Here is a 24,583-nt window from a genome sequence, read left to right as displayed (position 1 = left end):
TTGGGAGGGTAGCTCCTAAAATAAATGATAAGAAAGTTTAGGAAGATAAAAGAAGATACAAAATGAAAAGAACGTTTCAACCTTCAAAAAGAAAAAGAAGAAATAAGCACGGTTTTCGCGAGCGTATGGCGTCTGCTAACGGCCGTAAAGTATTAGCCCGCCGAAGAGCCAAAGGTAGAAAGAGAATATCTGTATCTTCTGAGCTAAGACATAAAAAATAATGGTTTTTTTACCGTTTGAAATAAAGGTGTTACTATTATTAGTAACACCTTTTTTTATAACCTTTCCACACGTATTTTTGACCAAACCCGTTAATCTAAGCTTATAATGCCTAAAAATCACAACCTAAAATCTGTTTTGATTATTGGTTCTGGACCTATAGTAATTGGCCAGGCCTGCGAATTTGACTACGCCGGATCTCAATCTTTACGTTCTTTGCGTGAAGATGGTATTGAGACCATTTTGATCAATTCTAATCCGGCAACTATAATGACAGATCCTGCGATGGCAGATCATGTATATCTATTGCCTCTTACTACAAAATCTATTGTAAAAATACTAAAAGAGCACCCCCAGATTGATGCTGTATTGCCTACTATGGGAGGGCAAACTGCTTTGAATCTTTGTATAGAAGCAGATGAAAAAGGTATTTGGGCAGATTTTGATGTAAAACTTATAGGTGTTGATATTGACGCTATAAATATTACTGAAGATCGCGATAAGTTTAAAACTTTAATGGCAGAAATAGGTGTGCCTGTCGCGCCTGCTAGAATTGCTGGTAGTTATCTTGACGGTAAAGAAATCGCACAGGAATTTGGTTTTCCGCTTGTAATACGACCTTCTTTTACTCTGGGAGGTTCTGGGGCTTCTTTTGTACATACTGCAGATCAATTTGATGAGCTGCTTACAAGAGGTCTCGAGGCATCGCCTATACACCAGGTACTTATAGATAAGGCGCTGTTAGGCTGGAAGGAATATGAACTTGAACTCCTACGTGACAAAAATGATAATGTTGTTATCATTTGTACCATTGAGAATATGGACCCTATGGGGATTCATACCGGTGATTCTATAACAGTAGCACCTGCCATGACGCTTAGTGATACGACGTATCAAAAAATGCGCGATCTGGCTATTCATATGATGCGCAGCATTGGTGATTTTGCCGGCGGTTGTAACGTGCAGTTTGCGGTGAGCCCAGACTCAAATGAAGATATAATTGCGATAGAGATCAATCCACGAGTTTCAAGATCTTCCGCTTTAGCTTCTAAAGCTACAGGATATCCTATTGCAAAAATTGCTACAAAACTGGCTATAGGTTATAACCTTGACGAACTAGATAATCAAATTACAAAATCTACTTCTGCTCTTTTTGAGCCAACATTAGACTATGTTATCGTTAAAATTCCACGGTGGAATTTTGACAAATTTGAAGGTAGCGAGCGTACGCTAGGACTGCAGATGAAATCTGTAGGAGAAGTAATGGGTATAGGTCGTTCTTTTCAGGAAGCGCTTCATAAAGCCACGCAGTCTTTAGAAATTAAGCGCAACGGTTTAGGAGCAGACGGTAAAGGTGAAACCAATTATGATGTCATTATAGATAAATTGACATACCCGTCATGGGATCGTGTTTTTGTAATCTATGATGCGATACAAATAGGAATTCCCCTGAGTCGCATTCATGAGATCACAAAAATAGATATGTGGTTTCTTAAACAATATGAAGAGCTTAATGTACTGGAGAAAGAAATTTCTAATTACGAGATAGACACTCTGCCGCGAGATCTTCTTCTTGAAGCAAAGCAGAAAGGTTTTGCAGACAGACAGATAGCTCATATGCTAGATTGTCTTGAAAGCGATGTTTATAATAAGCGTGATGAACTAAAAGTTAATCGTGTTTATAAACTGGTAGATACCTGTGCAGCAGAATTTGTAGCACAAACGCCTTATTTCTATTCTACTTTTGAGAGCGACATGCAACTTGCCTCAGGTGAGCGCTTCTCAGATAATGAAAGCAAGGTTTCTGATAAAAAGAAGATTGTTGTACTTGGCTCAGGGCCTAATAGAATAGGGCAGGGCATCGAGTTTGATTACTGTTGTGTGCATGGAGTTTTGGCTGCAGCCGAATGTGGTTATGAGACGATCATGATCAATTGTAATCCTGAAACGGTTTCAACAGATTTTGATATTGCCGATAAATTATACTTTGAACCCGTTTTTTGGGAACATATCTACGATATTATCCGTCACGAAAATCCGGAAGGTGTAATTGTTCAATTAGGTGGACAAACAGCTTTAAAACTAGCCGAAAAGCTTGATCGTTACGGAATCAAAATAATCGGAACGAGCTTTAAAGCACTAGATCTTGCAGAAGACAGAGGAAGCTTTTCTCGTTTATTAAAAGAAAATAATATTCCTTACCCTGAATTTGATGTAGCAGAAACGGCAGAAGAAGCCCTTGCTGTGGCAGATAAACTTGATTTCCCAATATTAGTACGACCTTCTTATGTATTAGGCGGTCAGGGAATGAAGATTGTTATCAATAAAGACGAACTTGAAGAAACTGTAGTAGATCTACTGCGCAAGATACCTAACAATAAATTGCTATTAGACCATTATCTCGATGGTGCAATAGAAGCTGAAGCTGATGCGATATGTGATGGTGAGAACGTTTACATAATAGGCATCATGGAGCACATAGAGCCCTGTGGAATACATTCTGGCGACTCTAATGCGCTTTTACCTCCTTTTAATTTAGGCGACCTTGTCTTGCAACAAATTAAAGATCACACGCATAAAATAGCTTTGGCACTTAATACCGTTGGTCTTATCAACATTCAGTTTGCCATTAAAGACGATACAGTTTATATTATTGAGGCTAACCCAAGAGCATCGCGTACAGTACCATTTATTGCAAAAGCATATGGCGAACCGTATGTAAATTATGCTACTAAAATAATGTTAGGAGAAAAGAAAGTGACAGATTTTAATTTTCAGCCTAAATTAGAAGGTTATGCCATCAAGCAACCCGTTTTTTCATTCAATAAGTTCCCTAATGTAAATAAGAAGCTGGGACCTGAAATGAAAAGTACAGGTGAAAGCATTTTATTCATAGACAGTTTGAAGGATGATGCATTTTATGATCTGTATTCAAGAAGAAAAATGTATTTAAATCGATAATTTTTGCAACATTAGTAGACAAAAGCAGTCTTTTAACTATAATTAACTCATTTTGTAGTTCTTATTTTAGACTTAAAAGTTTAAATTCATGTAATTTTGTTACAAATTAAACACGTTTATATGGCATGAAATTTACTTTACTAGCTTTTGTTTATTTTGCATTTGCATCTATTTGGGCGCAAACAACGTATACCATAGATTGGAAAGATCCAACTGTTGGTGCTGCTGCTGATATAGAAATTCAGGTTGGCGACACTGTTAAGTGGGTTTGGGGCGACTCTATGACGCATGATGTGGCAAGTGATGATTCTGATGCTCCCAGCGATTTTCAGTCGTCTGTTTCCTCATCAAAGGGTTTTGTATATGAATATACTTTTACAGAAGTAGCAGAAATAGATTACTACTGCACTTTTCATATCGATTCTATGGAGGGAACGATATCTGTAGTAGAGAATTTAGGCACTTCTTCTCAAAAAGAACCTTCATTTAAGGTATATCCTAATCCTGTAAAAGATCGTATCTATTTTCAGAATAGATCCAATACAAGTCGTATTGATGTTACTTTTTATGACATTTTAGGTAAGGTTGTTAAACGAGAAGCTTTGGGAGCAAATAGTATTAGAAACGGGATGGATGTAAGCAATCTTAAACGTGGTGTTTACCTTGTGCAGATTGACAATGGTTCAAATTCTTTTACTCAGAAATTAATAAAAAACTAATTCTTTAATTAGAAAATAAATACTAAAAGCCGATCAATTGATCGGCTTTTTATTTTGGTACATATTCCAGAATTATATTGTGTTTTTTAACCTCATCAAGGTTCTCGATTGACACAAAATCTGTACTCTTAAATTCAATTTTCCTATTAACTTTCATTTCCTGACGCTTCATGCTTTTTACAAAACGCCGTACTTCAGTTTTAGATTTCAAGGTAAGACCGGGTACTGCTACACTTTTGCCTTCCTTGTCTTTAGCAACCATAGTAAAATAGGAAGAATTGCAGTGTTTCTTCGTTCCGTTATGAATATTTTCAGCCTCTACACGTATGCCAATCACCATTGAGGTGCGTCCCACATAATTTACAGAAGCTTTCATAATAACAAGTTCGCCTACTTCTATTGGGCTTAAGAAATCAACTGTATCAACAGAGGCGGTGACACAGTAATTACCAGAATGTTTAGAAGCACATGCAAAGGCGATTTGATCCATCAAAGATAATATGTACCCTCCGTGAATCTTTCCGCTAAAATTTGTGTATGAGGGAAGCATTAACTGCGAAATAGTTACCTGCGATTCTTCAATATTTTTATAATCAACGGCCATTTAATTTCTGTTGAAATGAGGTGAATTTTCCTGTTCTACATCGGTCACAAAGTATTTTGTATCGCCCCAAAAGAAAAAAGTTGTGTAGCGCTCTACATAGGTAAGCTTCACATAACTCCCTTGATAATCCTTAAGTTTCTGAATCACATCGTCGTTTTTATCAAGCACCGAAAAATCAAAGATCTGTGCCCCGCTAATACCCTGACTTATTTGCCCTTCCCAGGTTTTAACCATGACTCCTTTATGACTAAATTTGATCAGTTCTCCAGCTCGAGTACCTTCGCTGTAGGTGACAAAATATACAAAAGCATAAAAAGCCAGGGCTAGTATAACAATGCTTCCAATAATAATTCCTAATACTTTTTTCATAAATCTAATTTAGTCGTTTTCTTCAATATTATTTTCTTCTGCATAAGCTTCTGTTTCCTCATCTTCGGCGCGATATAATAATTTTTGATCGATTTGTTTACTGGCTTTAGCGCCCAGTTTCCGAAGTTTTTCTACCCGGTTGATAAGATTTCCGCGCCCGGTGAGCTTTTTCATGGAGTTTTCATAGGTATTTTGAACGGTTCCCAGTTGGCGGCCTATTTTTAATAATTCTTCGGTAAGGTTTGAAAACGAATCATAAAGAGCACCTGCCTGCGTAGCGATGGCAATGGCATTCTTTTTTTGACGGTCATTCTGCCAAAGATTATCTACAAGGCGTAGAGCTGCGAGCAGGGTAGAGGGCGTTACGATGATCACATTTTTGCCAAAAGCTTTTTCGTAAAGATTAGGCGCATTAGCCGAAGCAATTGCAAAAGCGGGTTCTATAGGGATAAACATAAAAACCGTATCCGGACTTTCTTCCAGCAAAAGTTGATAATTCTTTGCGCTGAGTTGGTCTACATGTCGTTTTATAGACTGAATATGTTGCTTTAAATAGATGAGTTTTTCGGTCTCATTTTCTTCGGAAACAAAACGCTCAAAAGCGACCAGAGAAACCTTGCTGTCTACGATCATTTTCTTACCGTCGGGTAAATGAATGATCACATCGGTTTGTAAGCGTTTGCCCTCTGGCGTGGTGTGACTGTCCTGCAAGGTATACTCCCGGCCCAGTTCCAAGCCGGATTTTTCCAGCACCCGGGTCAGGATCAATTCACCCCAATTTCCCTGCATCTTGGTATCTCCCTTTAAAGCTTTGGTCAGGTTATCAGCATCTTTGCTCATTTGCAGGTTCAGCTCTGCCAAGCCTTTAATTTGCTGCCGCAGTTCGCTATGTCGTCCTAAACTTTCTTTATTGGTGTCTTCCACCTTTTTTTCAAAACTGTTGATTTTTTCCTGAAGTGGCTTTAAGATGATATCCAGGTTTTCTTTGTTTTGCAACGTAAATTTGCTGGATTTTTCATCTAAGATTTTATTGGCGACAATCTCAAAATCTTTGGTAAACTTCTCCTGCAGCTGTTCCAGTTCTGCATTTTTTTCCTCTATACGCTGTTTGAGATTGGCAAATTCAACATTACGAGTAGTCAGTGCCGTTTGAATACTGCTTATTTCGCTGAGCAGATTATTGCGTTCATCGGTATTTTCTAAAAGGGTTTTTTCTAACCGTTGCAGTTGTATAAGCTGGTGTTTGAGCCGTTCTCCCAGAGTTTTTGTCTCCGTTCTGCCTTTTAAATAAGCGATGAAATATCCCGTTGCAATGCCAAAAATCAGGCAAACTGCAGCAATAATCAGGGATATGGTTAAATCACTCATCTAGGCGTTTTTGCCAAAGATAAAGATTTGGCCTCGAGTTTTAGGTCGCTGGTTTTCTTATTTTTTAAGAAAAAAACGCTGAGTTTTTTTATCAAAACCAATTGTATTTTCAGGAAAGAGATGGGAAAATACATCATCTTCAATCAACTTTTTGGGCGTGTTGGTTACCACTTTTTTATCCTGCATCACGATTAATTGATCGCAAAGCGGAAGCACCAACTCAATATCATGGGTAGAAAATAAAATAGTTTTGGAGGTTTGCTTGCAGATATTTTTCAGCAAGGACAAAACGGAAGCTTTATGATGCAGGTCTAGATGGGTGGTGGGTTCATCAAGGATAATCAAATCTGTGTCTTGCGCCAACGCTCTGGCGATCAGTGCACGTTGTAACTGCCCGTCGCTTAAGGTGTGGCACTTGTCGTATTTTAATTCTTGTAATTCGGTTGCGGCTAGTGCATCTTCAATAATTTGAATATCGGTAAGCGAAAGTTTCCCCAGCCAGTTGGTGTAGGGTTGTCTGCCTAAAGCGACCAGTTCAAACACACTGAGGTTTTTTGAAATCGCCTGTCCTGTTAAAACCACACTAATAATTCGCGAGCGATTTTCAGCAGAAATTTGTTCGAGTTTCTTTTCATTACTTAAAAAAATAGTCCCACCCAACTTTTCCTGTAAGCCTGATAGCGTCCGGATGAGCGTCGATTTTCCTGAACCATTTACGCCTATCAAACCTATGAGGTTTCCTGCTTGTAAATCGATATTGATAGTTTCCGCAATGACTTTTTCTTTCGCTTTAGCGGAATAACCAATTACCAGATTTTTGGTCTTTAAAACCGATTTTTGATTGAAATTGCCTGATTTTTTGTCCTTTTCCATCTAAAACAACAATTTCTTTTTTCGAACCAAAAGCCAGATTACCACGGGCGCTCCTACCAGGGAAGTTATCGCATTAATGGGTAAGGTATAATGACTGAAGGGCGCCTGTGCAATGCTGTCACAAATCAACATCAGCAAAGCTCCGCCCAACATACAGGCAGGCATCAACACCCAATGATTGGCCGAATTAAACCACTGCCTGATCAAATGAGGAACCGCCAGTCCTACAAAAGCAATTGGCCCCGTAAAAGCGGTTAAACTCCCGGCTAGAATACTGGTGGCGATTATTATTAAAAATCTGCTTTTTTTAAGGTGTACGCCCATTGTTTTTGCATAGGCATCGCCCAGCAATAAACTATTCAGGTTTTTTAAAGTGAAAATGGAAAGTATAATCCCGGTTAAATAGCAAAGCGAAAGCACGCCCATTGCCTTCCATGAAATATCTCCTAGACTACCAAACGACCAAAAGATATAACGCTGTAATTCTTCTGCCGGACTAAAATAGGCCAGAATACTTACTACAGCAGCGGTAAGACTTCCAAACATCAAACCGATGATAAGTAGTGCCATGGCATCCTGTACCCGGGAAGCGACGAGAATAACGATGCTCAACACCAAAAAACTTCCCAAACTGGCAGCAATTATTGCACCCCAGCTTCCGGAAATTAAACTGGCTGAAAACCCGAAAAAACCCGCTCCTAAAATTAAGATTGCCACACCTAAACTGGCACCGCTACTAATTCCCAGGACAAAAGGACCCGCTAGTGGATTCTTAAAAAGGGTTTGCATCATCAGGCCGGCAACTGCAAGTCCGCTGCCGGTAAGAATGGCAGCCAGCGCTTTGGGCAGACGATAATCGATTAAAATATAGTTCCAGGATTCTTTACTGCTTGTACCTCCGCTAAGCGCGGTAAAAACTTCGGAAAGGGGAATTCTTACTGATCCTAAACTGATGTTGGTCAAAAAAACCACCACCAACAGGAGACTTAGGATGATAAAAGCCAGCGTATGTTTTTTAGTGTTCTGCAAGGGGTTTAAAAAAATGAGGTTCGTAATCGGGGAGGAGATTGGGATGAAAAATATGCACCAGATCCTGCAATACCCAATCGGGTCTATTAGGTGCAAGTTCGTAATAAATGAGTCCGCCTGTTTCTCCTTTCGCGGAAGCAAAACCGTAAATCTTTTTCTCCTGAAAAGCTTTGAATTTGCTATACACCGGGTTGGCATTTTCCAGTTCAGCATAAGATTCAAAAGCATTTGGGGCAATCCAGAAATCAGCTTGTTGTCCGGTATCCAGCACTTCTTCCAGACTCAAAGCAATACTGCCGGTTCCCTGGGTGTTTTTATACAAATAATCGGCATTGGCATCAGCGATCAATTGGGCGGCCCAGCTATCGCCGTGCGGCAAATACCAGACATCTTTAAATAGCGATCCACTTAAAACGGTAGGTTTTTCTTTCGCTTGAAGTGAAAGTTTCTTTGCCTCTTCATATTGGGTGGCGATGCTATTAAAAAGCGAATCGGCCAGCTCCTGCTTGTTATAAAGTGCCCCAAAAAATTTGATCCATTCTGCCTTGCCCAAGGGCGAGTGTTCAACCCAATCTCCGTTATACAATACTGGAATATGGGCGCGCTGTAAAGAATTCAGAGATTTATTCTGTCCTTCCACCCCAAAGCACACCACTACATCTGGATCGAGGTTGATGGTGGTTTCGGTATTGATCGACTCGTTTTGTCCCAGTTCCTGTATTTCGCCTAGAGCGATACGGTCACGGGTTTTTTGCGAAGAAATATAATCGAGATTTGGAAAACCCACCAGCGTATTTTCTACGCCCAACATGTCCAGAGACGGAATGTGGGTAGTAGAAGTGACCACAATTCGTTGCACCGGAATTTGAATGGTAGCGTCAATTTTTAAGCTGTCAGGCACCGATTTTCCGGGTTTCACCAATGCATAATTATAAACCTGATCACTGCCGGGAAAAGCTTCGGTTACTGCCAGTATTTTGTAATCGCCATAATCTGTGATCGAAAATCCTTCGGCGTAATTAATATTGACTTTTTGAGCAGAAGCAGCCAGAGGAGTTGTGTCTTTTTCGCCTTGCTTACAGGATGAAAAACCGATCAGGAGTATTAATAAACCGGTTTTAAATGCCAAAAATTCGGAAAATCTAAGCCGTTTTGGTTGCGGGATATTATTGGTTTTTAAAATGCTAGTGTTTTTTTTCATTGAAAAATCAGATTTTCTCATCGCTCAAAAGTAAGATTAAATAAAAAAATGAATACTGCCTTTGCGATTTGTTTATCTTCGCACCTGAATTTTGGTGGATGTTTTTAATTTAAAAAACGTCCTTAAAAGGGAATCAGGTGAGCTGATTTACGATTTATAATTGATGAATGCCGATTTTATTTTTTCGTTTCTCAATTTACTTTTCGTACTTCAATAAATCCTGAGCTGTTCCCGCAACTGTAAGCTTAGCCTGTGTAGTCACAGGCGGTGAAGATTACTCTTTAATACCACTGCCCCGATAGAGGGGGCGGGAAGGTGAATCTTTATACGCGAGCCAGGAGACCTGCCTTTATTCACTATTGTCAAACCTTCGGGATAAAGGTTTGTATGAAGGATGCTTCATACCTTTTTCCGTACAACACATTTTTTAATGAACACCAAAAATTACGTTTTAGGTGCCGGTCTTCTGGCGTGCCTAACGGGTTTTGCCCAACAGGCAGAACAACTGGATGAAGTCGTGGTTACCGACTCAAAATTTGAACTGAAACGCGAAAACAGCGGAAAAGTCGTCGTGAAAATCACACAGGACGAACTGGCAAAAAACCAGGGAAAAACCGTGGCAGAAGTGATCAATACCATTAGTGGGATTGAGATTAACGGAAGCCGAAGTAATACCGGGCAAAACCTGAGCTACTATGTGCGCGGCGGCAATAACCGGCAGGTGCTCGTGCTGATAGACGGGGTGCAAATGACCGATCCTTCTGCTATTGCCAATGATTTTGATTTGCGTTTGCTAGACATCAACAGTATTGAGAGTATTGAGATTATCAAGGGCGCAGCCAGTACACTTTATGGAAGCGGTGCAGCCACAGCGGTAATCAATATCACGACTAAAAAAGCAGGAGCTGATAAAATTTCGGCGCAACTCACCGCAGTAGCCGGTAGCAACGAATCTCAAAACAACCGCAATTTTGGGCTGAACGATTATCAAAACCGGGTTTCGGTAAATGGTACGCTCAATCAATTGACCTATCTGGTAGGGTTTGGGAATCAATATACCGATGGCCTTTCGGCGGTAATTGATGCAGACAGCAATGAGAAAGATCCCTTTTCCCGTTATAATGCCAATATTAAACTGGGGTATGCGTTTAGCGAAAATTTTAAACTGAATGCTTACGCCCTTTACGATCATTATGATGCCGCTTACGATAATTCGTATCCCATGGAAGATGCTGATTTTACTTCAGAAAGCACTCAGAAACGTGTGGGATTATCTTCGGAATACAGTTATTCTAAAGGAAGCATCACGCTAAATGCCGCATACCACAGTATTGGGCGCAATTTTGAATCCAACTATCCCAGTGCTTATGATGCAGATAGTTATATTCTGGATGTGTTTAACCGCTATACCTTTAGCGATCAGTTTTATACGGTGCTTGGTTTTAATTATGTGGAAGGCAGGACCGATTTTGGAGAAAAAAAGGAAACTTCTAATGCCGATCCTTATGCCAATGTGGTGTACGTTTCTCCTTTTGGGTTGAACATCAATGCCGGCGCACGTTTAAATAACCACAGTGAATACGGTTCGCATGCGACCTATAGTTTAAATCCATCGTATAGTTTTGATCAAGAAAAAGGATATTTGAAGTTTTTCGGAAGCTATGCGACTTCTTTTATAGCGCCTTCTTTGCCCCAACTTTACGGCGATTACGGTGCAAATCCTGATCTGGAACCGGAAGAAAACCGCACTATTGAAGGTGGAATTGAATGGAAATCGGGTATTTTTCGCGTAAGCGGAACCTATTTTAACCGTCTGGAAGAAAACTTTATCGATTATGTAACGATTGATTTTGACACGTTTGAAAGTCAATATCAAAACATAACTGAGGATTTTACAGTGCAGGGAGTTGAATTTGAACTGGAAACCCGACCAATTAAAGATTTACAGTTGCGAGCCAATTATACTTTTACCGAAAATAAAGATAAAATGACCTTACGCTTGCCGAAACATAAGATCAATGCTTCTTTAGGATATGATTTTTCGCCTGAAACTTATGCTTCTTTTAGCTATCAATACAATGCTTCACGCGTGGATACTGATTTTATCACTTATGAAGATGTAAAACTTGATGCCTATGGTTTGCTTGATTTTTATGTGAGTCAAAAAGTAATGCACAACAAAATAAAAATCTTCGCCGGGCTCAATAATATTTTTAATGAAGATTATCAGGAATTAGTGGGCTATACCACTAAGGGTAGAAACTTTAGAGTTGGGTTTAATTTGTATTTGTAGAAAACCTACAAGGTTGCAAAAACCTTGCAGGATTACTGCGTCATTCTGTTCAGAAGGCTTTGAAGATTATAAATTATAGGAATTAGTGGGTTATACCACTAAGGGTAGGAACTTTAGAGTTGGTTTTAATTTGAATTTGTAGAAAACCTACAAGGTTGCAAAAACCTTGCAGGACTAAGGTGGTGCCGTCATTTTGAATTTAATTCAGAATGACGAGAAGGAATAATAAAAAAACCTCCGATTTTCAGTTGAAAAGCGGAGGTTTTTATATGTTTTAGAGCGGTTTTTACTTCTTTAAATCAACATACATGCGTTGATAAGCAGGACTTGTCATTCCATTTTCTCCTACAAGTTCAATAGGTGGTCCTAATTTCTCTTCTTTTTTCACCGTATCAAACGATCTGTTAGGGTTAATATCATCTAGTGCCGCAGCAAGTAGAGGTTCATCCTGATCTCCCAATACGCCATAGTTGCTAATTCTTTCCTGTACTTCAATATCAGGCTCAAGACCATTTACAAAACCTGTTACACCATTAGCATTAGCAGAAGTTAAGATAAGTGGCTGTATTGCATAAAAATGATTAGGATTTGCCCCATCTCTTGCAAAACTAGGAGCTTCAGAATCATAAAAAGTTGTTGATGCCTGAAATTTACCTACTGTTGTTGTTCCTATCTGAATTACATCAATATAAGGATCAAGCCCGTTAATCACTAATTCACTGGCCGAAGCAGAACTTCCTGTTGTTAATATGTATACCCGGTTTAAATTAAGACTATTAATATCTGCATTCGTACTGGTTTTTGTATTAAATCGATTATTTAAATTTTCAGGCTCCTGAGCTTCAAAGGCTGTTTGTATTTGAGGATTCCAGACTTCTGTTGAGAATATTTCACCTGCAAATTGACCAGTGATCATTGCAGCAAGATCTGTCGCTGTGCGCACAGAGCCGCCGCCATTATAGCGCAAATCTAGAACAAGATCTGTAACACCATCTGCTTTAAATGTGGCAAAAGCATCATTTAACTCACCATCAAAATTAGATGTAAATGAATTATACATAAGATAACCTACTTTTTCATTGCCCACATCTAAAGTTTTTGCAATGTAAATAGGGTTCTCAGTATATTCTGCTTTTGTAAGTGTTATCGTTTCACCGGTTGATACAATATCACCATTAGTATCTAAGGTGGCCAGACCTATCGTATATGTATCCTGACTTAAAAGTTCTACTGCTCGAGAGTTAAGACTGCGACCACCACTTGTGGCAACGGTATTTATATTTTCCCCATCAATTGTATTAAATAACATCCCTCTCGTAACTCCGCTATCTTCTGCAGAGGTTCCCGGTAATACGAGGCGCACAAAACCAAATGCCAGACTTGAGTTATTAGGATATAAAGAGAGACCATAGTCCATCCCATTATTTTTACTTACACCGGCAAATGTATTTTCCAGTTCACGATAATCGTCTGTGATAAAACTAAAGCGGTCTACATTAGATAAAAGACCGTTATAGTAGAGATCTTCCGGAGTATCAAATCCATTTAAATATGAATCAAGTTCATCCTGTGTATTAAAATAATCATCAGCCAGCGGTGGTACATCGGGTTTGTAGAGATACCAGATATTCATTGCCTCGTAGATAAAGTTCTTAATCTCGAGATCAGATGCAGCTATAACTTCATCGTCTTTATCTTTAAAACAAGAAACGGTAGTGCATAAAAGAAGAATCCCTATTAGGGTGTAAGAAATCTTTTTCATTTTTCAATTTTATTTAAGAACCCTAAAAATAGGGTATTATTGTAATGAATGAATTGTTTGTAACAAATTTTATGTTGGGTCGTCATCCTTATAACTAACCGCATTGCAAATGAAGTCTAAAGAATTTTTAAAAGAGGTCACTCCTTTTCAGGATAAGATATATCGCCTGGCACGCCGGTTGCTTGTCTCTGAAGAAGAAGCTAAAGACGCCACTCAGGAAATTCTTTTAAAACTTTGGACTAAAAGAGCTGAAATGAAAAAGTACAGGAGTACAGAAGCTTTTGCGATTACAATGACAAAAAACTATTGCTACGATAAGTTAAAAGCTAAAAGCAGCAGTAACCTTAAGATAGTTCACAGTAATTATGAGGATACCAGTTACAATACAGGTAAACAAACTGAAAACAAGGATGCCGTAAACTGGGTGTTTAAATTGATGAAAGATCTACCCGAGCAACAGCAGCTTATTTTGCAGTTGCGGGATGTAGAAGGATATACAAATGCAGAGATAGCAGAGCATCTGGGAATAAATGAAACAGCAGTACGCGTGGCTCTTTCGCGAGCGCGAAAAACAATACGAGAACAGTTGATAAAAAAACACAGCTATGGAATTAGATAGAATTGAGCAATTGCTCGATAAGTATTTTGAAGGAGAAACAACTCTGGCTGAAGAAAAAGCATTGAAGCAATACTTTGCAGCAGGTAAAGTAGCACAACATCTTGAGTCTTATACGCCTCTTTTTAATGCTTTCGCGGAAGCTAAAGAAGAAACATTTACAGGAGAAATAAACATCCCTCAAGAGCGACCTCTTTTACGCTGGATTCCCTTAGCTGCGGGATTTGCGATAGTGCTGGGTGTACTTTTTACGTATGATGGGTCACAATCACGACATGATTACGGCACTTATAAAGACCCCCAAATTGCCGCATTAAAAGCAAAGCAAACTTTATATATGGTGTCTAGTTTTATAGATGAAGGCACAGATCAATTAGATGCACTGGGAGAATTTAAAAAAACAACAGATAAATATTTAAAATAACAATTAAAGCAATAAAAATGAAAAAGTTAATAATAAGTACGATAGTCCTTTGTTTGAGCATAACGGCGTTTGCGCAATCTGGTTTTGACAAGTTTGAAGACATGAAAGATGTTTCTGCTATGATCGTAACCCCTAAGATGTTTAAGCTTTTAGGAAAGATTGATCTCGATTCTAAAGATCCTGAGATGCAGAACTATATCAATATGGTCAATAACCTTGAAGATATTAAAGTTTTTAGTACAAAAAGTGACGCTACAGCAAAACTGATGAAATCTGAATTTAATAGTTATCTAAGTTCGGCTAAACTTGAGCAACTTATGCGTGTAAAGGATGATGGTAAGAATGTAAGATTTTACTATAAGCCCGGTAAAAATGATGATTTTGTAAAAGAATTTGTCATGTTTATGGATGGCACAGCAGTTAAAGACGATACTGTGATTATTAAAATAACAGGAGATATCGATCTTAAAGAAATAGGTAAGATCGCAAGCAGCATAAACTTCTCAGGTAGTGAAGAGCTTAAAAACGTAAAGGTAAATTAGTAAAACTATGAGAATTTTAAAATTAGGAAGCATGCTTTTACTATTCTTAGTATTGGCTAGTTGCAACAAAGAGCAAACACTTCAGGAGTATTATGTAGATAATAAAGAAAATGATGATTTTGTCATGGTAGATGTGCCTACGAGTCTCATTAGCCCTAAATCTGATAAACTCACAGAAGACCAAAAAAAGGTTTTGAACACTGTAAAAAAAGTAAATCTTCTTGCGTATCCTTTAAGTGGAGGTACTAAAGAGAAATATGATACTGAGACGGTTAAGATCAAGAATATACTCTCTAATGATTCTTATGATGAGTTAATGAACTTTGGTAAACCGGGACAACGCATGCGTTTGTACTATAAGGGTGAAGAAGATGCTATTGATGAGGTTATTGTCTTTGCACAGGATGAGAATAAAGGTTTTTTACTGGCTCGCGTGCTGGGCGATAATATGAATGTAAGTGACATGATCAAGTTTGCAGAATCTATAGATAAAGAAGGAGCAGATTTTGACACGGCGCAGTTTGAAGGCGTGATGGATATTTTTAATAAATAGAATTTAGTTCACATAATTAAATAGAAAATCGGGGCAATCGCCCCGATTTTTGTTTGTTTTCAACCGATTTTTACCTCTAAACTACCGTTATTTTAAAACGGCATCTATAATTACGGGAAAATGATCTGAGATAAATAAGGCTCCCCTTTGTGCATCAAAAACCTGATATTTGTCAATAGTAATGGTATTTCCTTTATAGAAAATGTAATCTATACGATCTCTGTTAAAGTCTGGTTCTAATTGAAAGCCGTTAAAGGTATATGGCGGGCCGTAAGTCTTATTTGCTTTGAGAGCTGAATCACTCAACTCCTGGGTTATTATCTTATAAGGATTTTCTGAAGGAGGCACATTAAAATCACCGGTTAAAAAGAAAGGTGTATCTCCCGCAATTTCTTTAGCTTTATTTAAGATTAAATGTGCGCTTTTTTCACGGGCCTTTACACCCATGTGGTCAAAATGAGTATTAAAAAAGAAGAAAATCTTATCGCTGCTTTTATCTTTAAACTTTGCCCATGTCACAATACGAGGCAGGGCAGCATCCCATCCTTTTGATGCGACTTTTTCAGGTGTGGGCGATAACCAGAACGTCGCACTGTCTAAAACCTGAAACCTCTCTTTTTTATAAAAAATAGGTGAGAATTCACCAGCCTTGCCACCATCTCTACCAGTACCAATAAAGTCATATTGATTTAGGCTTTTCTTTATATCTTCTACCTGACTATAAAGTGCTTCCTGAGCTCCAAAAATGTCGATATCAGAAAAGTTTACACTTTCTGCGTACCAGTCTTTCCGGTTGTCCCAAAAATTGACGCCGTCATCAGGGTTTGCATATCTAATATTAGATGTCATTAATTTTAAATGAATTGAATCTTGTTGAGCCTGAACAGGGATAGCTGCTAAAATTAGCAGTAAGAGAGAAAAATACTTAAGCATGATATTTTTTAAGATTAGTTAGTTTGAGGGAAATTATGAATTTAAAGTTATTTCAGTATTAAAACAGGGTTATTATCCTACTAAGATATGCAGCCTCGGTTTTCTATACGCATATTTTATTCAGCAATAAGAAACACTGACATCTGTCAACATCATATTTTTAAATAAGCCGTATTTTTGATCAAACACTATAAGCATGAATAAAGGTATCTATATAGCAACGCTTGAGCCAGACAGTGGTAAGTCTGTTATCACTTTGGGATTAATGCGCACTCTTTTGGGAAAGACGGCAAAAGTTGGTTTTTTTCGTCCCATTATAAACGTTGATAAACCAGGCGGAAAAGACAATCACATTAATACAGTGCTTTCTTTTTTTGATATCGACCTCGACTATGAAGATGCTTATGCGTTTACACGAAATGAAATAATAAGAAAACGCAACGAAGATAAAGCCGGCGAAATTTTAGATACAATTATAAGCAAATACAAAGCTTTAGAAGATAGGTTTGATTTTGTGCTTGTTGAAGGATCTGATTTTACGGGAGAAGGAAGCATTTTTGAATTTGATACCAACGTGCTTATCGCGAAAAATTTAGGAATCCCAACGATTATTGTAGCTAGCGGGGTAGGGAAGAATAAAGATGAACTCATGGGGAGTTTGCAGATAGCTTACACTTCTTTTATAGAGAAAGATGTGGCCGTGATAGCAGTTGTCGCTAATAAAGTTCAGCCAGAGAATTTGCAAATTGCGACTGATGGTCTTAAAAACTTTTTACCAGAGAACGTAGCAGTATTTGCAATTCCTTATACAGATAAATTAGCACATCCCACGGTTAAAGAAATCGTGGCAGAATTGGGCGGAAAAGTGCTCTTTGGGGCCGATTTTTTAGATAATCAGACAGGTAATTATGGTGTGGGAGCAATGCAACTGCGCAATTATCTAACGCATTTAAAAGAAGATAGTCTTGTTATCACCCCGGGAGACAGAGCAGATATAATCTTAGGCGCTTTACAGGCAAATATTTCAAGTAATTATCCCAGAATTTCTGGAATAATCTTAACTGGCGGACTTATACCTGAAGAACCTATCTTAAAACTTATAGAAGGTCTCTCGCAAATAGTACCTATAGTTTCTGTAGAAGATGGAACTTTTTCGGTTACAAATCGCATAGGAGCTGTAAAATCTCACATTTATGCAGACAGCACTCAGAAAATCGAAACTTCATTAGCGGTTTTTGAACGGGAACTTGCTTTTGATAATTTGGTAGAACATTTACTTACCCTTGAGGCAGGAGGTATTACACCGCGTATGTTTCAGTATAGCTTGATGAAGCGTGCTCAAACTTCAAAAAAACACATAGTTCTGCCAGAAGGAGATGATGTGCGTATATTAAGTGCAGCTTCGCATCTGGTAGATCTAAACCTGGTGACAATAACGTTGCTGGGTGATCCTGAAAAAATAAAGCAGAAAGCCACCGCAAATAGTATTGCTTTAGATTTTTCTAAAGTGAACATAATAGACCCCATCAAGTCAGATAAATTTGAAGATTACGTCAATACGTTTTACGAGTTGAGAAAACACAAAAATGTAAATATGGATATCGCCAGAGACTGGATGGCAGATGTTTCTTATTATGGTACGATGATGATCTACAAAGGCGATGCAGACGGTATGGTTTCAGGAGCAGCGCATACTACGCAGCATACCATAAAACCTGCGCTTCAGTTTATTAAAACTAAACCGGGAGTTTCAGTCGTTTCGTCTGTATTCTTTATGTGTCTTGAAGATCGTGTATCTGTTTTTGGTGATTGTGCAATTAACCCTAATCCTTCTGCGGAAGAACTTGCAGAGATCGCTATTTCTTCAGCAGAAAGCAGTATAGCTTTTGGCATTGAGCCAAAGATCGCTATGTTGTCTTATTCTTCAGGAACTTCAGGAAAAGGTGAAGACGTAGATCGGGTACGAGAAGCTACAAATATTGTAAAAGAAAAACGGCCTGATCTAAAGATAGAAGGACCTATACAATATGATGCTGCGGTCGATATGCGAGTAGGTAAAAGTAAATTACCAGACTCTGAAGTTGCCGGGCAGGCAAGTGTACTTATATTTCCAGATCTAAATACAGGGAACAATACCTACAAGGCTGTACAAAGAGAAACCGGGGCTCTGGCAATTGGTCCCATGTTGCAGGGATTAAATAAACCCGTTAACGATCTAAGCCGCGGTTGTACTGTAGATGACATTTTTAACACCGTAATTATAACCGCCATTCAGGCGCAAGGAATTTAATTTTATGCACGTATTAGTAATCAATTCAGGGAGTTCTTCAATAAAATTTCAACTTTTTAAAATGCCATCAGAAGAAGTCATTGCTTCTGGTATGGTAGAACGCATAGGGATAGAAGGCAGCCGACTTCATTATAAAAGTTCTACCCAAACCTTTACACAAGATGTAAAAATTGCATCGCATAAAGAAGGTTTAGAAACAATAGCGGCACACTTGCTTGATGAGAATACGGGAGTTCTTAAAAATGTAAATGAAGTAAGTTTAGTAGGGCATCGCGTTGTACATGGTGGCAGTCAGTTTACACAAACGGTTATAGTAGATGCTACTGTAAAAGAACAGATAAGAAAACTTTTTTCGCTTGCACCACTGCATAATCCACATAATCTAACAGGTATAGAAGTTGCCGAAGATATTTTTACAGGAGCCAAACAAATTGCCGTTTTTGATACAGCCTTTCACCAAACAATTCCGCAGAAAGCATATCAGTATGCGATACCTCAAAAATTCTTAGAAGAGAATAAAATAAGACTTTATGGTTTTCACGGTACAAGCCATAAGTATGTAGCAGCAAAGGCATTAGAATACTTAAATAAAAAGAAATCTAAAATTATTACCATACATTTAGGTAACGGTTGTAGTATGAGCGCTATAAAGAATGGCGTGTGTATAGATACTTCGTTAGGTTTTGGCCCGGTTAACGGTTTGATTATGGGAACAAGGAGTGGAGATATAGATCAATCGGTTATTTTTTACATGATCAGTGAATTAGGTTATACCAGTGAAGAAGTTGGTGCGCTTTTAAATAATAAAAGTGGAATGCTGGGACTTACAGGTTACAGTGATATGCGCGATATAGAAGATGAGGCCTCCCGTGGTAATAAAGAATGCATACTTGCATTAAATATGAATGCTTATCGCATAAAAAAATACATAGGTTCATATGTCGCTGCACTCAATGGTCTTGATGCCATTGTATTTACAGCAGGGATAGGAGAGAACAGTGACCACTTGAGAGCTCTTGTTTGTGAAAATATGGAATATTTTAATATTCATATTGATGCAGGTAAAAACAGATATCGTTCAAAAGAAATGCGAAGCATAGAAAAGGAGGGAAGTAAAGTCTCTATTCTGGTAATTCCTACAAATGAAGAATTAGAAATTGCACAGCAGGTTTATTCTTTAGCTGAATAAAAATCGAGCAGTACAGTCCTTCTAAGGAATTCTGGAATCATATAAAAGTGATGATAAAATTTTTTAGAAGGATAAGAAAGTCATTATTTGCTGAGGGTAAATTCAGTAAATATATTTTTTATGCCCTGGGAGAAATAATTCTCGTTGTCATGGGTATCTTAATTGCTTTACAGATCAATGCCTGGAAAGTAAGTGCTGATAATAAAAAACTAGAAAAAAGTATCCTTTTAAACATTAAACAAGACCTACAGGACGATATTCTTGATCTACAGAATGTGGCGGCATTTAAAATTAAGCAAAGAGAAACCTGTAATCGTTTAATTAATTTAGCCGCTAATCGTTCTCTTCCCATATTAGATACAGTTCAATTTGCAAATGACGTCGTAAGAATGATTTATTTCACGCTGCCCAGTTCAAATAAAATCACATTTGAAATGGCCACCAGTAATGGATATCTAAACATTATAAGCAACGATAGCCTCATTAAGTTAATAGCTAAATATTATTCAGATATTACATTAAATCAACATGTGACAGAAACCAAAAGATTTACAAACTCTTTTGCAGAATCTGTTATTATGAAAAAATACAGAATATTTTCAAACAAGATTGCCGTGCTAGACGGTTTAGGTGGAGAATACCATATTGAGAGCTATCAAAATATGAATGAATTTCCATTTCCTTATGCTGATTTTATACATGATCTCGAGGTAGAAAATCATCTAAATTCTTTCGCTATACGCTTAAAAATAGGGATCAACTATTTACAGAATAAAGAAAAAAGAGCTGATGAATTAATCAGCAGGATTGATAAATATATTAAAGTAGGCAATTAATTAATTAAGCAGATTCTCCATTTAAACTGTTTATACACCTGTTGTATCTATGCGATTTGTATAGACTAAATTTATAATAAGCACAATAAATATACATACCAGAATTATTTGTGTAATTATAACGTGCAAAAGGTTAGCTAGTCCCGCAATGAGAATTGCCGAATACAGAAATAAGGTTAAAAACATATTTAAGGAATTGCGACCCTTCATAGTTTAGATACCAGTATAATTAGAAGGGCTGATTGCTTTTAATTCACTTTTTATAGAATCGTCTATTTCAAGCGTGTCTATAAAATTAGCTATAGAATCTGCTGTAATAGTTTCATTTGTGCGAGTGAGTCCTTTTAATGCCTCATATGGATTAGGATAACCTTCTCTTCTCAATATTGTTTGTATCGCTTCAGCAACGACAGCCCAGTTATTTTCAAGATCAGCGTTAAATTTACTTTCGTTTAAAACTAATTTATTCAATCCCTTAATTGTGCTTGCAAGACCTATTAATGTATGGCCTAATGGTACACCAATGTTTCGCAGAACTGTACTATCTGTAAGATCGCGTTGTAATCTTGATATAGGTAATTTAGCGGCAAGATGCTCAAAAATCGCATTAGCGATGCCTAAATTCCCCTCGCTGTTCTCAAAATCGATCGGATTAACTTTGTGTGGCATTGCAGAAGAGCCTACTTCACCTGCTTTTATTTTTTGTTTAAAATAATCCATTGAGACATACGTCCAAATATCTCTGTCCAGATCTATTAAAATTGTATTGATACGTTTAAGGTTATCAAAAAGAGCGGCCATGTGATCATAATGCTCTATCTGTGTTGTAGGGAATGAATGGTGCAGCTTTAAAGTACCGTGAACGAAACCAGAACCAAATTTCTTCCAATCTATCTCAGGATAGGCTACCTGATGTGCATTATAGTTTCCGGTTGCGCCACCAAATTTTGCAGCACTGGGTACAGTTTCAAGTAATTTAATTTGTTCTTCAAGTCTTACCACAAACACCTCGATCTCTTTGCCTAAGCGGGTAGGAGAAGCTGGTTGACCATGGGTGCGAGCAAGCATAGGCACTTGTGACCACTCGTCTGCCAGTTGCTTTAGATGATCTACAACCTCAAGTAGTTGAGGTAAATAGACATGATTCATTGCATCTTTTAAACTTAACGGGATAGCGGTGTTGTTGATATCCTGTGAAGTAAGCCCAAAATGGATGAACTCTTTAAATGGTGCTAAACTCATTTTATCAAACTTTTCTTTGATAAAATACTCAACAGCTTTTACATCGTGATTTGTAATGCGCTCAATATCTTTAATAGCCTGTGCATCCTCCAGAGAAAAATCGTCATATATCGCCCTTAATTCAGAAAAAACTGCTCGATCTACATTCTTTAGTTGAGGTAGTGGTATTTCGCAAAGAGCGATAAAATATTCTATCTCTACCTTAACACGGTATTTAATAAGTGCTTTTTCAGAAAAAAAATTAGCAAGAGACTCAGTCTTCTTGTGATACCTACCATCAATGGGTGAAACAGCCTCTAAAGGGGATAATGACATGATTTAATTTTAGATAAAACGCAAAGATACACAGCTACTACATACTAACAAACGTAAGATGATAATATATCAATAAGAACTACAAATCCTGAAAACCGGCACATGAAAAAAAAATCAGTACTTTCATAATTTTAAAACCTCCTTATGATCTGGGTAAAACGTTTTTTTATACTCGCACTTATAGCATTAGTAGTAATTCAATTTATAAGACCTGATAAAAATGAAGGCGATTATGCAAGTCTTGACAGCTTTATTGCGGAAACCAAACCCTCTCAGGAAGTACAGGGAATTTTAAAAACAGCTTGTTACGATTGTCATAGCAACCAGACTAAATATCCCTGGTATGCAGAAGTTGCACCTGTTTCTCTATGGCTTGACCAGCATATTGAAGACGGTAAGAGACATCTTAATTTTGCCGACTGGGATAAATATTCTGCTAAGCGAAAAGATCACAAGCTAGATGAAGTTATAGATGAAGTTAGTGAAGGCGATATGCCGCTCGCTTCATACACCTTAATACATCACGATGCAGATCTTACAGATCAACAGGTCGATATGCTTTTGAATTGGGCTAAAGTTGCAAGACTTAATTATTCATCAGTTTTGCAACCACAGTAGGAACCCCGGTAGATGCCTTTTCTGATAAAACAGTGAGATTGCGCCCAGATGATATGCTGGGCTTAGGATCTATAAAATAGATTTGAGCGTCATCTTTTGCATAGTCTATTAACCCTGCAGCAGGATAAACCTGCATACTTGTTCCTATTATCAACACAAAATCGGCCTGAGAGGTATAAAAAGCGGCTTTTTCTAATAAAGGAACGGCTTCGCCAAACCAAACTATGTGTGGTCGTATCTGGCTATTATATTTGCATTGATCTCCTATACAAATATCATCTTGCCAATCCATCACCAGATTTTCATCTGTACTGCTACGTGCTTTTAATAGTTCGCCATGTAAATGAATCACATTTGAGCTTCCCGCTCGCTCATGCAGATCATCAACGTTTTGAGTTATAATGGCTACTTCATATTGATTTTCAAGCTCTACAAGTGCTTTATGTGCATTATTAGGTTGCACAGTTTTTAACTGTCTTCTTCGCTTATTATAAAAGTCTAAAACCAACTCCTGATTAGCATACCAACCCTCAACGCTGGCAACTGCCATCACATCATGGCCTTCCCAAAGACCGTTATCATCTCTAAAAGTCTTTAAACCACTTTCTGCACTAATCCCCGCACCGGTAAGTACTACAATTTTTTTCATAGAGTAATTTTTATCTAAAAATACAAAATTGAAAAAGCATTAATCTTTAAAAATAATTCAAGGCTGTTAAACAAAACATAAGCCGAGCTAATTTGTTCCTGAAATGAAATCTTGCTATTAAATTTATATTTCGTGCACTATTTATTATCGCATTTCTTTAATTGAATAATCTATGGCAGAATGGTTAAAAGCCGGTCTTTGGGGTCTATTATCGGGAGGAGCTTTAGTTTTAGGTTCATTGTTGGGTTACTATTTTAAATTTTCTCAGCGGTTTATCGCAATGATAATGGCCTTTGGTGCCGGGGTTTTAATTTCAGCATTGTCTTTTGAACTTGTAGATGAGGCTTACTCTCAAAGTGGTGTATTATCAACATCAATAGGTTTTATTGTGGGTGCGGGAATTTATTCTATAGCTAATTATTTTTTAGAAAGACAAGGTGCCAAACACAGAAAACGATCACAGGATCAACAACCATCTGAAGGTGAAGACAGCGGCAGTGGTTTGGCAATAGCCTTAGGAGCATTACTAGACGGTATTCCTGAATCTATAGCAATTGGCATAAGTATGTTAGAAGGAGGTGCAGTAAGTGCTGCAACAGTTATAGCCATTTTTATTTCAAATATTCCTGAAGGTTTATCAAGTTCTGCCGGAATGAAAAATTCGGGTAGATCAAAACTTTTTATTTTTGGAATCTGGATTGCCATTGCTGTTATAAGCGGTATAGCTTCAGTGACAGGTTATACCGTATTTAGTCAATTATCCCCTTACATTATTGGTGCTACGTTAGCGATTGCTGCAGGGGCGATTTTAAATATGCTGGCTGCAACAATGATTCCCGAGGCTTTTGAAAAAGGGCACAGCATTGTGGGCATTATAACCGTGCTTGGTTTTTTGACCTCATTTTTACTTTCGCATTTAGCTTAAAATAGCTTATTTTCATTTCGTTATCTAAACCATCTCATCTAAAACCTGTATTT

23 protein-coding genes and 1 riboswitch are annotated in these 24,583 nt (G+C 37.8%); of the genes, 13 read left to right on the top strand and 10 right to left on the bottom strand.

Features of this window, described 5'->3' with window-relative positions:
- Positions 1 to 62: 62 nt before the first annotated feature.
- The 3 genes from rpmH to ACH3O9_RS16585 all read left to right on the top strand — a co-directional run bounded on the left by rpmH (position 63) and on the right by ACH3O9_RS16585 (position 3,899).
- Positions 63 to 221, top strand: coding sequence for a 50S ribosomal protein L34 (gene rpmH, locus ACH3O9_RS16595; RefSeq protein ID WP_009779854.1), 159 nt, complete (start codon positions 63 to 65; stop codon positions 219 to 221).
- A gap of 106 nt (positions 222 to 327) precedes the next feature.
- On the top strand, positions 328 to 3,180 hold the full coding sequence (carB, locus tag ACH3O9_RS16590) for a carbamoyl-phosphate synthase large subunit (RefSeq protein ID WP_416442271.1): 2,853 nt from the start codon (positions 328 to 330) through the stop codon (positions 3,178 to 3,180).
- 125 nt (positions 3,181 to 3,305) lie between these two features.
- Entirely contained in the window at positions 3,306 to 3,899 is a 594-nt protein-coding gene (locus ACH3O9_RS16585) for a T9SS type A sorting domain-containing protein (RefSeq protein ID WP_416442270.1), read from the top strand.
- Positions 3,900 to 3,948: 49 nt separating this feature from the next.
- On the opposite strand, the gene ACH3O9_RS16580 is transcribed toward ACH3O9_RS16585, so the two are convergent.
- Genes ACH3O9_RS16580 through ACH3O9_RS16555 form a run of 6 tightly spaced genes read right to left on the bottom strand, consistent with a single transcriptional unit; the run spans position 3,949 to position 9,343 of the window.
- Complete coding sequence (locus tag ACH3O9_RS16580) at positions 3,949 to 4,503, bottom strand: acyl-CoA thioesterase (RefSeq protein ID WP_416442269.1); 555 nt, start codon at positions 4,501 to 4,503, stop codon at positions 3,949 to 3,951.
- Positions 4,504 to 4,872, bottom strand: a complete 369-nt coding sequence (locus ACH3O9_RS16575; protein ID WP_416442268.1) for a 6-phosphogluconate dehydrogenase — start codon at positions 4,870 to 4,872, stop codon at positions 4,504 to 4,506. It lies immediately after the preceding gene.
- Positions 4,873 to 4,881: 9 nt separating this feature from the next.
- Positions 4,882 to 6,240 (bottom strand): DNA recombination protein RmuC, encoded by a 1,359-nt coding sequence (gene rmuC / locus ACH3O9_RS16570; RefSeq protein WP_416442267.1) that lies wholly within the window; start codon positions 6,238 to 6,240, stop codon positions 4,882 to 4,884.
- Positions 6,241 to 6,297: 57 nt separating this feature from the next.
- Positions 6,298 to 7,113: an ABC transporter ATP-binding protein gene (locus ACH3O9_RS16565; protein WP_416442266.1), complete on the bottom strand. Its 816-nt coding sequence runs from the start codon at positions 7,111 to 7,113 to the stop codon at positions 6,298 to 6,300.
- Entirely contained in the window at positions 7,114 to 8,142 is a 1,029-nt protein-coding gene (locus ACH3O9_RS16560; protein WP_416442265.1) for an iron chelate uptake ABC transporter family permease subunit, read from the bottom strand.
- The gene (locus ACH3O9_RS16555; RefSeq protein WP_416442264.1) at positions 8,129 to 9,343 is read right to left on the bottom strand and encodes an ABC transporter substrate-binding protein; all 1,215 of its coding nucleotides are present in this window, start codon (positions 9,341 to 9,343) and stop codon (positions 8,129 to 8,131) included. Before ACH3O9_RS16555 ends, ACH3O9_RS16560 begins: the two co-directional genes overlap by 14 nt.
- 75 nt (positions 9,344 to 9,418) lie before the next feature.
- A riboswitch (cobalamin riboswitch) is annotated at positions 9,419 to 9,709 on the top strand.
- A gap of 64 nt (positions 9,710 to 9,773) precedes the next feature.
- Between ACH3O9_RS16555 and ACH3O9_RS16550 the strand changes: the two genes are divergently transcribed.
- The gene (locus tag ACH3O9_RS16550; protein WP_416442263.1) at positions 9,774 to 11,636 is read left to right on the top strand and encodes a TonB-dependent receptor plug domain-containing protein; all 1,863 of its coding nucleotides are present in this window, start codon (positions 9,774 to 9,776) and stop codon (positions 11,634 to 11,636) included.
- A 286-nt stretch (positions 11,637 to 11,922) separates the two neighbouring features.
- Here ACH3O9_RS16550 and ACH3O9_RS16545 read toward each other — a convergent pair whose 3' ends face one another.
- The gene (locus ACH3O9_RS16545; RefSeq protein ID WP_416442262.1) at positions 11,923 to 13,398 is read right to left on the bottom strand and encodes a S41 family peptidase; all 1,476 of its coding nucleotides are present in this window, start codon (positions 13,396 to 13,398) and stop codon (positions 11,923 to 11,925) included.
- 109 nt (positions 13,399 to 13,507) lie between these two features.
- On the opposite strand from ACH3O9_RS16545, the gene ACH3O9_RS16540 reads away from it, so the two are divergent.
- The 4 genes from ACH3O9_RS16540 to ACH3O9_RS16525 are packed head-to-tail and all read left to right on the top strand — an operon-like array spanning position 13,508 to position 15,533.
- A complete protein-coding gene (locus ACH3O9_RS16540; RefSeq protein WP_416442261.1) occupies positions 13,508 to 14,017 on the top strand; it encodes an RNA polymerase sigma factor in 510 nt (169 codons plus the stop codon).
- Positions 14,004 to 14,438 (top strand): hypothetical protein, encoded by a 435-nt coding sequence (locus tag ACH3O9_RS16535; protein ID WP_416442260.1) that lies wholly within the window; start codon positions 14,004 to 14,006, stop codon positions 14,436 to 14,438. Before ACH3O9_RS16540 ends, ACH3O9_RS16535 begins: the two co-directional genes overlap by 14 nt.
- A 17-nt stretch (positions 14,439 to 14,455) precedes the next feature.
- Complete coding sequence (locus ACH3O9_RS16530) at positions 14,456 to 14,980, top strand: DUF4252 domain-containing protein (protein ID WP_416442259.1); 525 nt, start codon at positions 14,456 to 14,458, stop codon at positions 14,978 to 14,980.
- A gap of 7 nt (positions 14,981 to 14,987) precedes the next feature.
- On the top strand, positions 14,988 to 15,533 hold the full coding sequence (locus ACH3O9_RS16525) for a DUF4252 domain-containing protein (protein ID WP_416442258.1): 546 nt from the start codon (positions 14,988 to 14,990) through the stop codon (positions 15,531 to 15,533).
- An 87-nt stretch (positions 15,534 to 15,620) separates the two neighbouring features.
- On the opposite strand, the gene ACH3O9_RS16520 is transcribed toward ACH3O9_RS16525, so the two are convergent.
- Entirely contained in the window at positions 15,621 to 16,382 is a 762-nt protein-coding gene (locus tag ACH3O9_RS16520; protein ID WP_416442257.1) for an endonuclease/exonuclease/phosphatase family protein, read from the bottom strand.
- 280 nt (positions 16,383 to 16,662) lie between these two features.
- Between ACH3O9_RS16520 and pta the strand changes: the two genes are divergently transcribed.
- From pta to ACH3O9_RS16505, 3 genes are read left to right on the top strand one after another with little or no spacing between them, the layout of a single operon-like run.
- A complete protein-coding gene (pta, locus tag ACH3O9_RS16515) occupies positions 16,663 to 18,756 on the top strand; it encodes a phosphate acetyltransferase (protein WP_416442256.1) in 2,094 nt (697 codons plus the stop codon).
- A 4-nt stretch (positions 18,757 to 18,760) separates the two neighbouring features.
- Positions 18,761 to 19,945: an acetate/propionate family kinase gene (locus ACH3O9_RS16510; protein ID WP_416442255.1), complete on the top strand. Its 1,185-nt coding sequence runs from the start codon at positions 18,761 to 18,763 to the stop codon at positions 19,943 to 19,945.
- Between the two features lie 50 nt (positions 19,946 to 19,995).
- Positions 19,996 to 20,781 carry a DUF6090 family protein gene (locus tag ACH3O9_RS16505; protein ID WP_416442254.1) on the top strand — a complete coding sequence of 262 codons (786 nt, stop codon included), beginning with the start codon at positions 19,996 to 19,998 and terminating at the stop codon, positions 20,779 to 20,781.
- 213 nt (positions 20,782 to 20,994) lie between these two features.
- Here ACH3O9_RS16505 and purB read toward each other — a convergent pair whose 3' ends face one another.
- Entirely contained in the window at positions 20,995 to 22,338 is a 1,344-nt protein-coding gene (gene purB / locus ACH3O9_RS16500; protein ID WP_416442253.1) for an adenylosuccinate lyase, read from the bottom strand.
- Between the two features lie 144 nt (positions 22,339 to 22,482).
- Here purB and ACH3O9_RS16495 point away from each other — a divergent pair, with 144 nt between their 5' ends.
- On the top strand, positions 22,483 to 22,956 hold the full coding sequence (locus ACH3O9_RS16495) for a heme-binding domain-containing protein (protein WP_416442252.1): 474 nt from the start codon (positions 22,483 to 22,485) through the stop codon (positions 22,954 to 22,956).
- Here the strand turns inward: ACH3O9_RS16495 and ACH3O9_RS16490 are convergent.
- Entirely contained in the window at positions 22,925 to 23,605 is a 681-nt protein-coding gene (locus ACH3O9_RS16490) for an SIR2 family NAD-dependent protein deacylase (RefSeq protein ID WP_416442251.1), read from the bottom strand. The two genes, ACH3O9_RS16495 and ACH3O9_RS16490, sit on opposite strands and share 32 nt — an antisense overlap.
- 172 nt (positions 23,606 to 23,777) lie before the next feature.
- On the opposite strand from ACH3O9_RS16490, the gene ACH3O9_RS16485 reads away from it, so the two are divergent.
- A complete protein-coding gene (locus tag ACH3O9_RS16485) occupies positions 23,778 to 24,530 on the top strand; it encodes a ZIP family metal transporter (protein WP_416442250.1) in 753 nt (250 codons plus the stop codon).
- Positions 24,531 to 24,583: the final 53 nt, after the last annotated feature.

Origin of the sequence: Leeuwenhoekiella sp. A16 (assembly GCF_047946675.1) — a bacterium.
Taxonomy (GTDB): domain Bacteria; phylum Bacteroidota; class Bacteroidia; order Flavobacteriales; family Flavobacteriaceae; genus Leeuwenhoekiella.
Note: the sequence above shows the minus strand (reverse complement) of the source record. Positions and strands in the feature narration are given on the sequence as shown.

Excerpts from the sequence above, each read along its gene's own strand:
- rpmH (WP_009779854.1), top strand. The coding sequence starts at position 63 with ATGAAAAGAACGTTTCAACCTTCAAAAAGAAAAAGAAGAAATAAGCAC.
- carB (WP_416442271.1), top strand. The coding sequence starts at position 328 with ATGCCTAAAAATCACAACCTAAAATCTGTTTTGATTATTGGTTCTGGA.
- ACH3O9_RS16585 (WP_416442270.1), top strand. The coding sequence starts at position 3,306 with ATGAAATTTACTTTACTAGCTTTTGTTTATTTTGCATTTGCATCTATT.
- ACH3O9_RS16580 (WP_416442269.1), bottom strand. The coding sequence starts at position 4,503 with ATGGCCGTTGATTATAAAAATATTGAAGAATCGCAGGTAACTATTTCG.
- ACH3O9_RS16575 (WP_416442268.1), bottom strand. The coding sequence starts at position 4,872 with ATGAAAAAAGTATTAGGAATTATTATTGGAAGCATTGTTATACTAGCC.
- rmuC (WP_416442267.1), bottom strand. The coding sequence starts at position 6,240 with ATGAGTGATTTAACCATATCCCTGATTATTGCTGCAGTTTGCCTGATT.
- ACH3O9_RS16565 (WP_416442266.1), bottom strand. The coding sequence starts at position 7,113 with ATGGAAAAGGACAAAAAATCAGGCAATTTCAATCAAAAATCGGTTTTA.
- ACH3O9_RS16555 (WP_416442264.1), bottom strand. The coding sequence starts at position 9,343 with ATGAAAAAAAACACTAGCATTTTAAAAACCAATAATATCCCGCAACCA.
- ACH3O9_RS16550 (WP_416442263.1), top strand. The coding sequence starts at position 9,774 with ATGAACACCAAAAATTACGTTTTAGGTGCCGGTCTTCTGGCGTGCCTA.
- ACH3O9_RS16545 (WP_416442262.1), bottom strand. The coding sequence starts at position 13,398 with ATGAAAAAGATTTCTTACACCCTAATAGGGATTCTTCTTTTATGCACT.
- ACH3O9_RS16540 (WP_416442261.1), top strand. The coding sequence starts at position 13,508 with ATGAAGTCTAAAGAATTTTTAAAAGAGGTCACTCCTTTTCAGGATAAG.
- ACH3O9_RS16535 (WP_416442260.1), top strand. The coding sequence starts at position 14,004 with ATGGAATTAGATAGAATTGAGCAATTGCTCGATAAGTATTTTGAAGGA.
- ACH3O9_RS16530 (WP_416442259.1), top strand. The coding sequence starts at position 14,456 with ATGAAAAAGTTAATAATAAGTACGATAGTCCTTTGTTTGAGCATAACG.
- ACH3O9_RS16525 (WP_416442258.1), top strand. The coding sequence starts at position 14,988 with ATGAGAATTTTAAAATTAGGAAGCATGCTTTTACTATTCTTAGTATTG.
- ACH3O9_RS16520 (WP_416442257.1), bottom strand. The coding sequence starts at position 16,382 with ATGACATCTAATATTAGATATGCAAACCCTGATGACGGCGTCAATTTT.
- pta (WP_416442256.1), top strand. The coding sequence starts at position 16,663 with ATGAATAAAGGTATCTATATAGCAACGCTTGAGCCAGACAGTGGTAAG.
- ACH3O9_RS16510 (WP_416442255.1), top strand. The coding sequence starts at position 18,761 with ATGCACGTATTAGTAATCAATTCAGGGAGTTCTTCAATAAAATTTCAA.
- ACH3O9_RS16505 (WP_416442254.1), top strand. The coding sequence starts at position 19,996 with ATGATAAAATTTTTTAGAAGGATAAGAAAGTCATTATTTGCTGAGGGT.
- purB (WP_416442253.1), bottom strand. The coding sequence starts at position 22,338 with ATGTCATTATCCCCTTTAGAGGCTGTTTCACCCATTGATGGTAGGTAT.
- ACH3O9_RS16495 (WP_416442252.1), top strand. The coding sequence starts at position 22,483 with ATGATCTGGGTAAAACGTTTTTTTATACTCGCACTTATAGCATTAGTA.
- ACH3O9_RS16490 (WP_416442251.1), bottom strand. The coding sequence starts at position 23,605 with ATGAAAAAAATTGTAGTACTTACCGGTGCGGGGATTAGTGCAGAAAGT.
- ACH3O9_RS16485 (WP_416442250.1), top strand. The coding sequence starts at position 23,778 with ATGGCAGAATGGTTAAAAGCCGGTCTTTGGGGTCTATTATCGGGAGGA.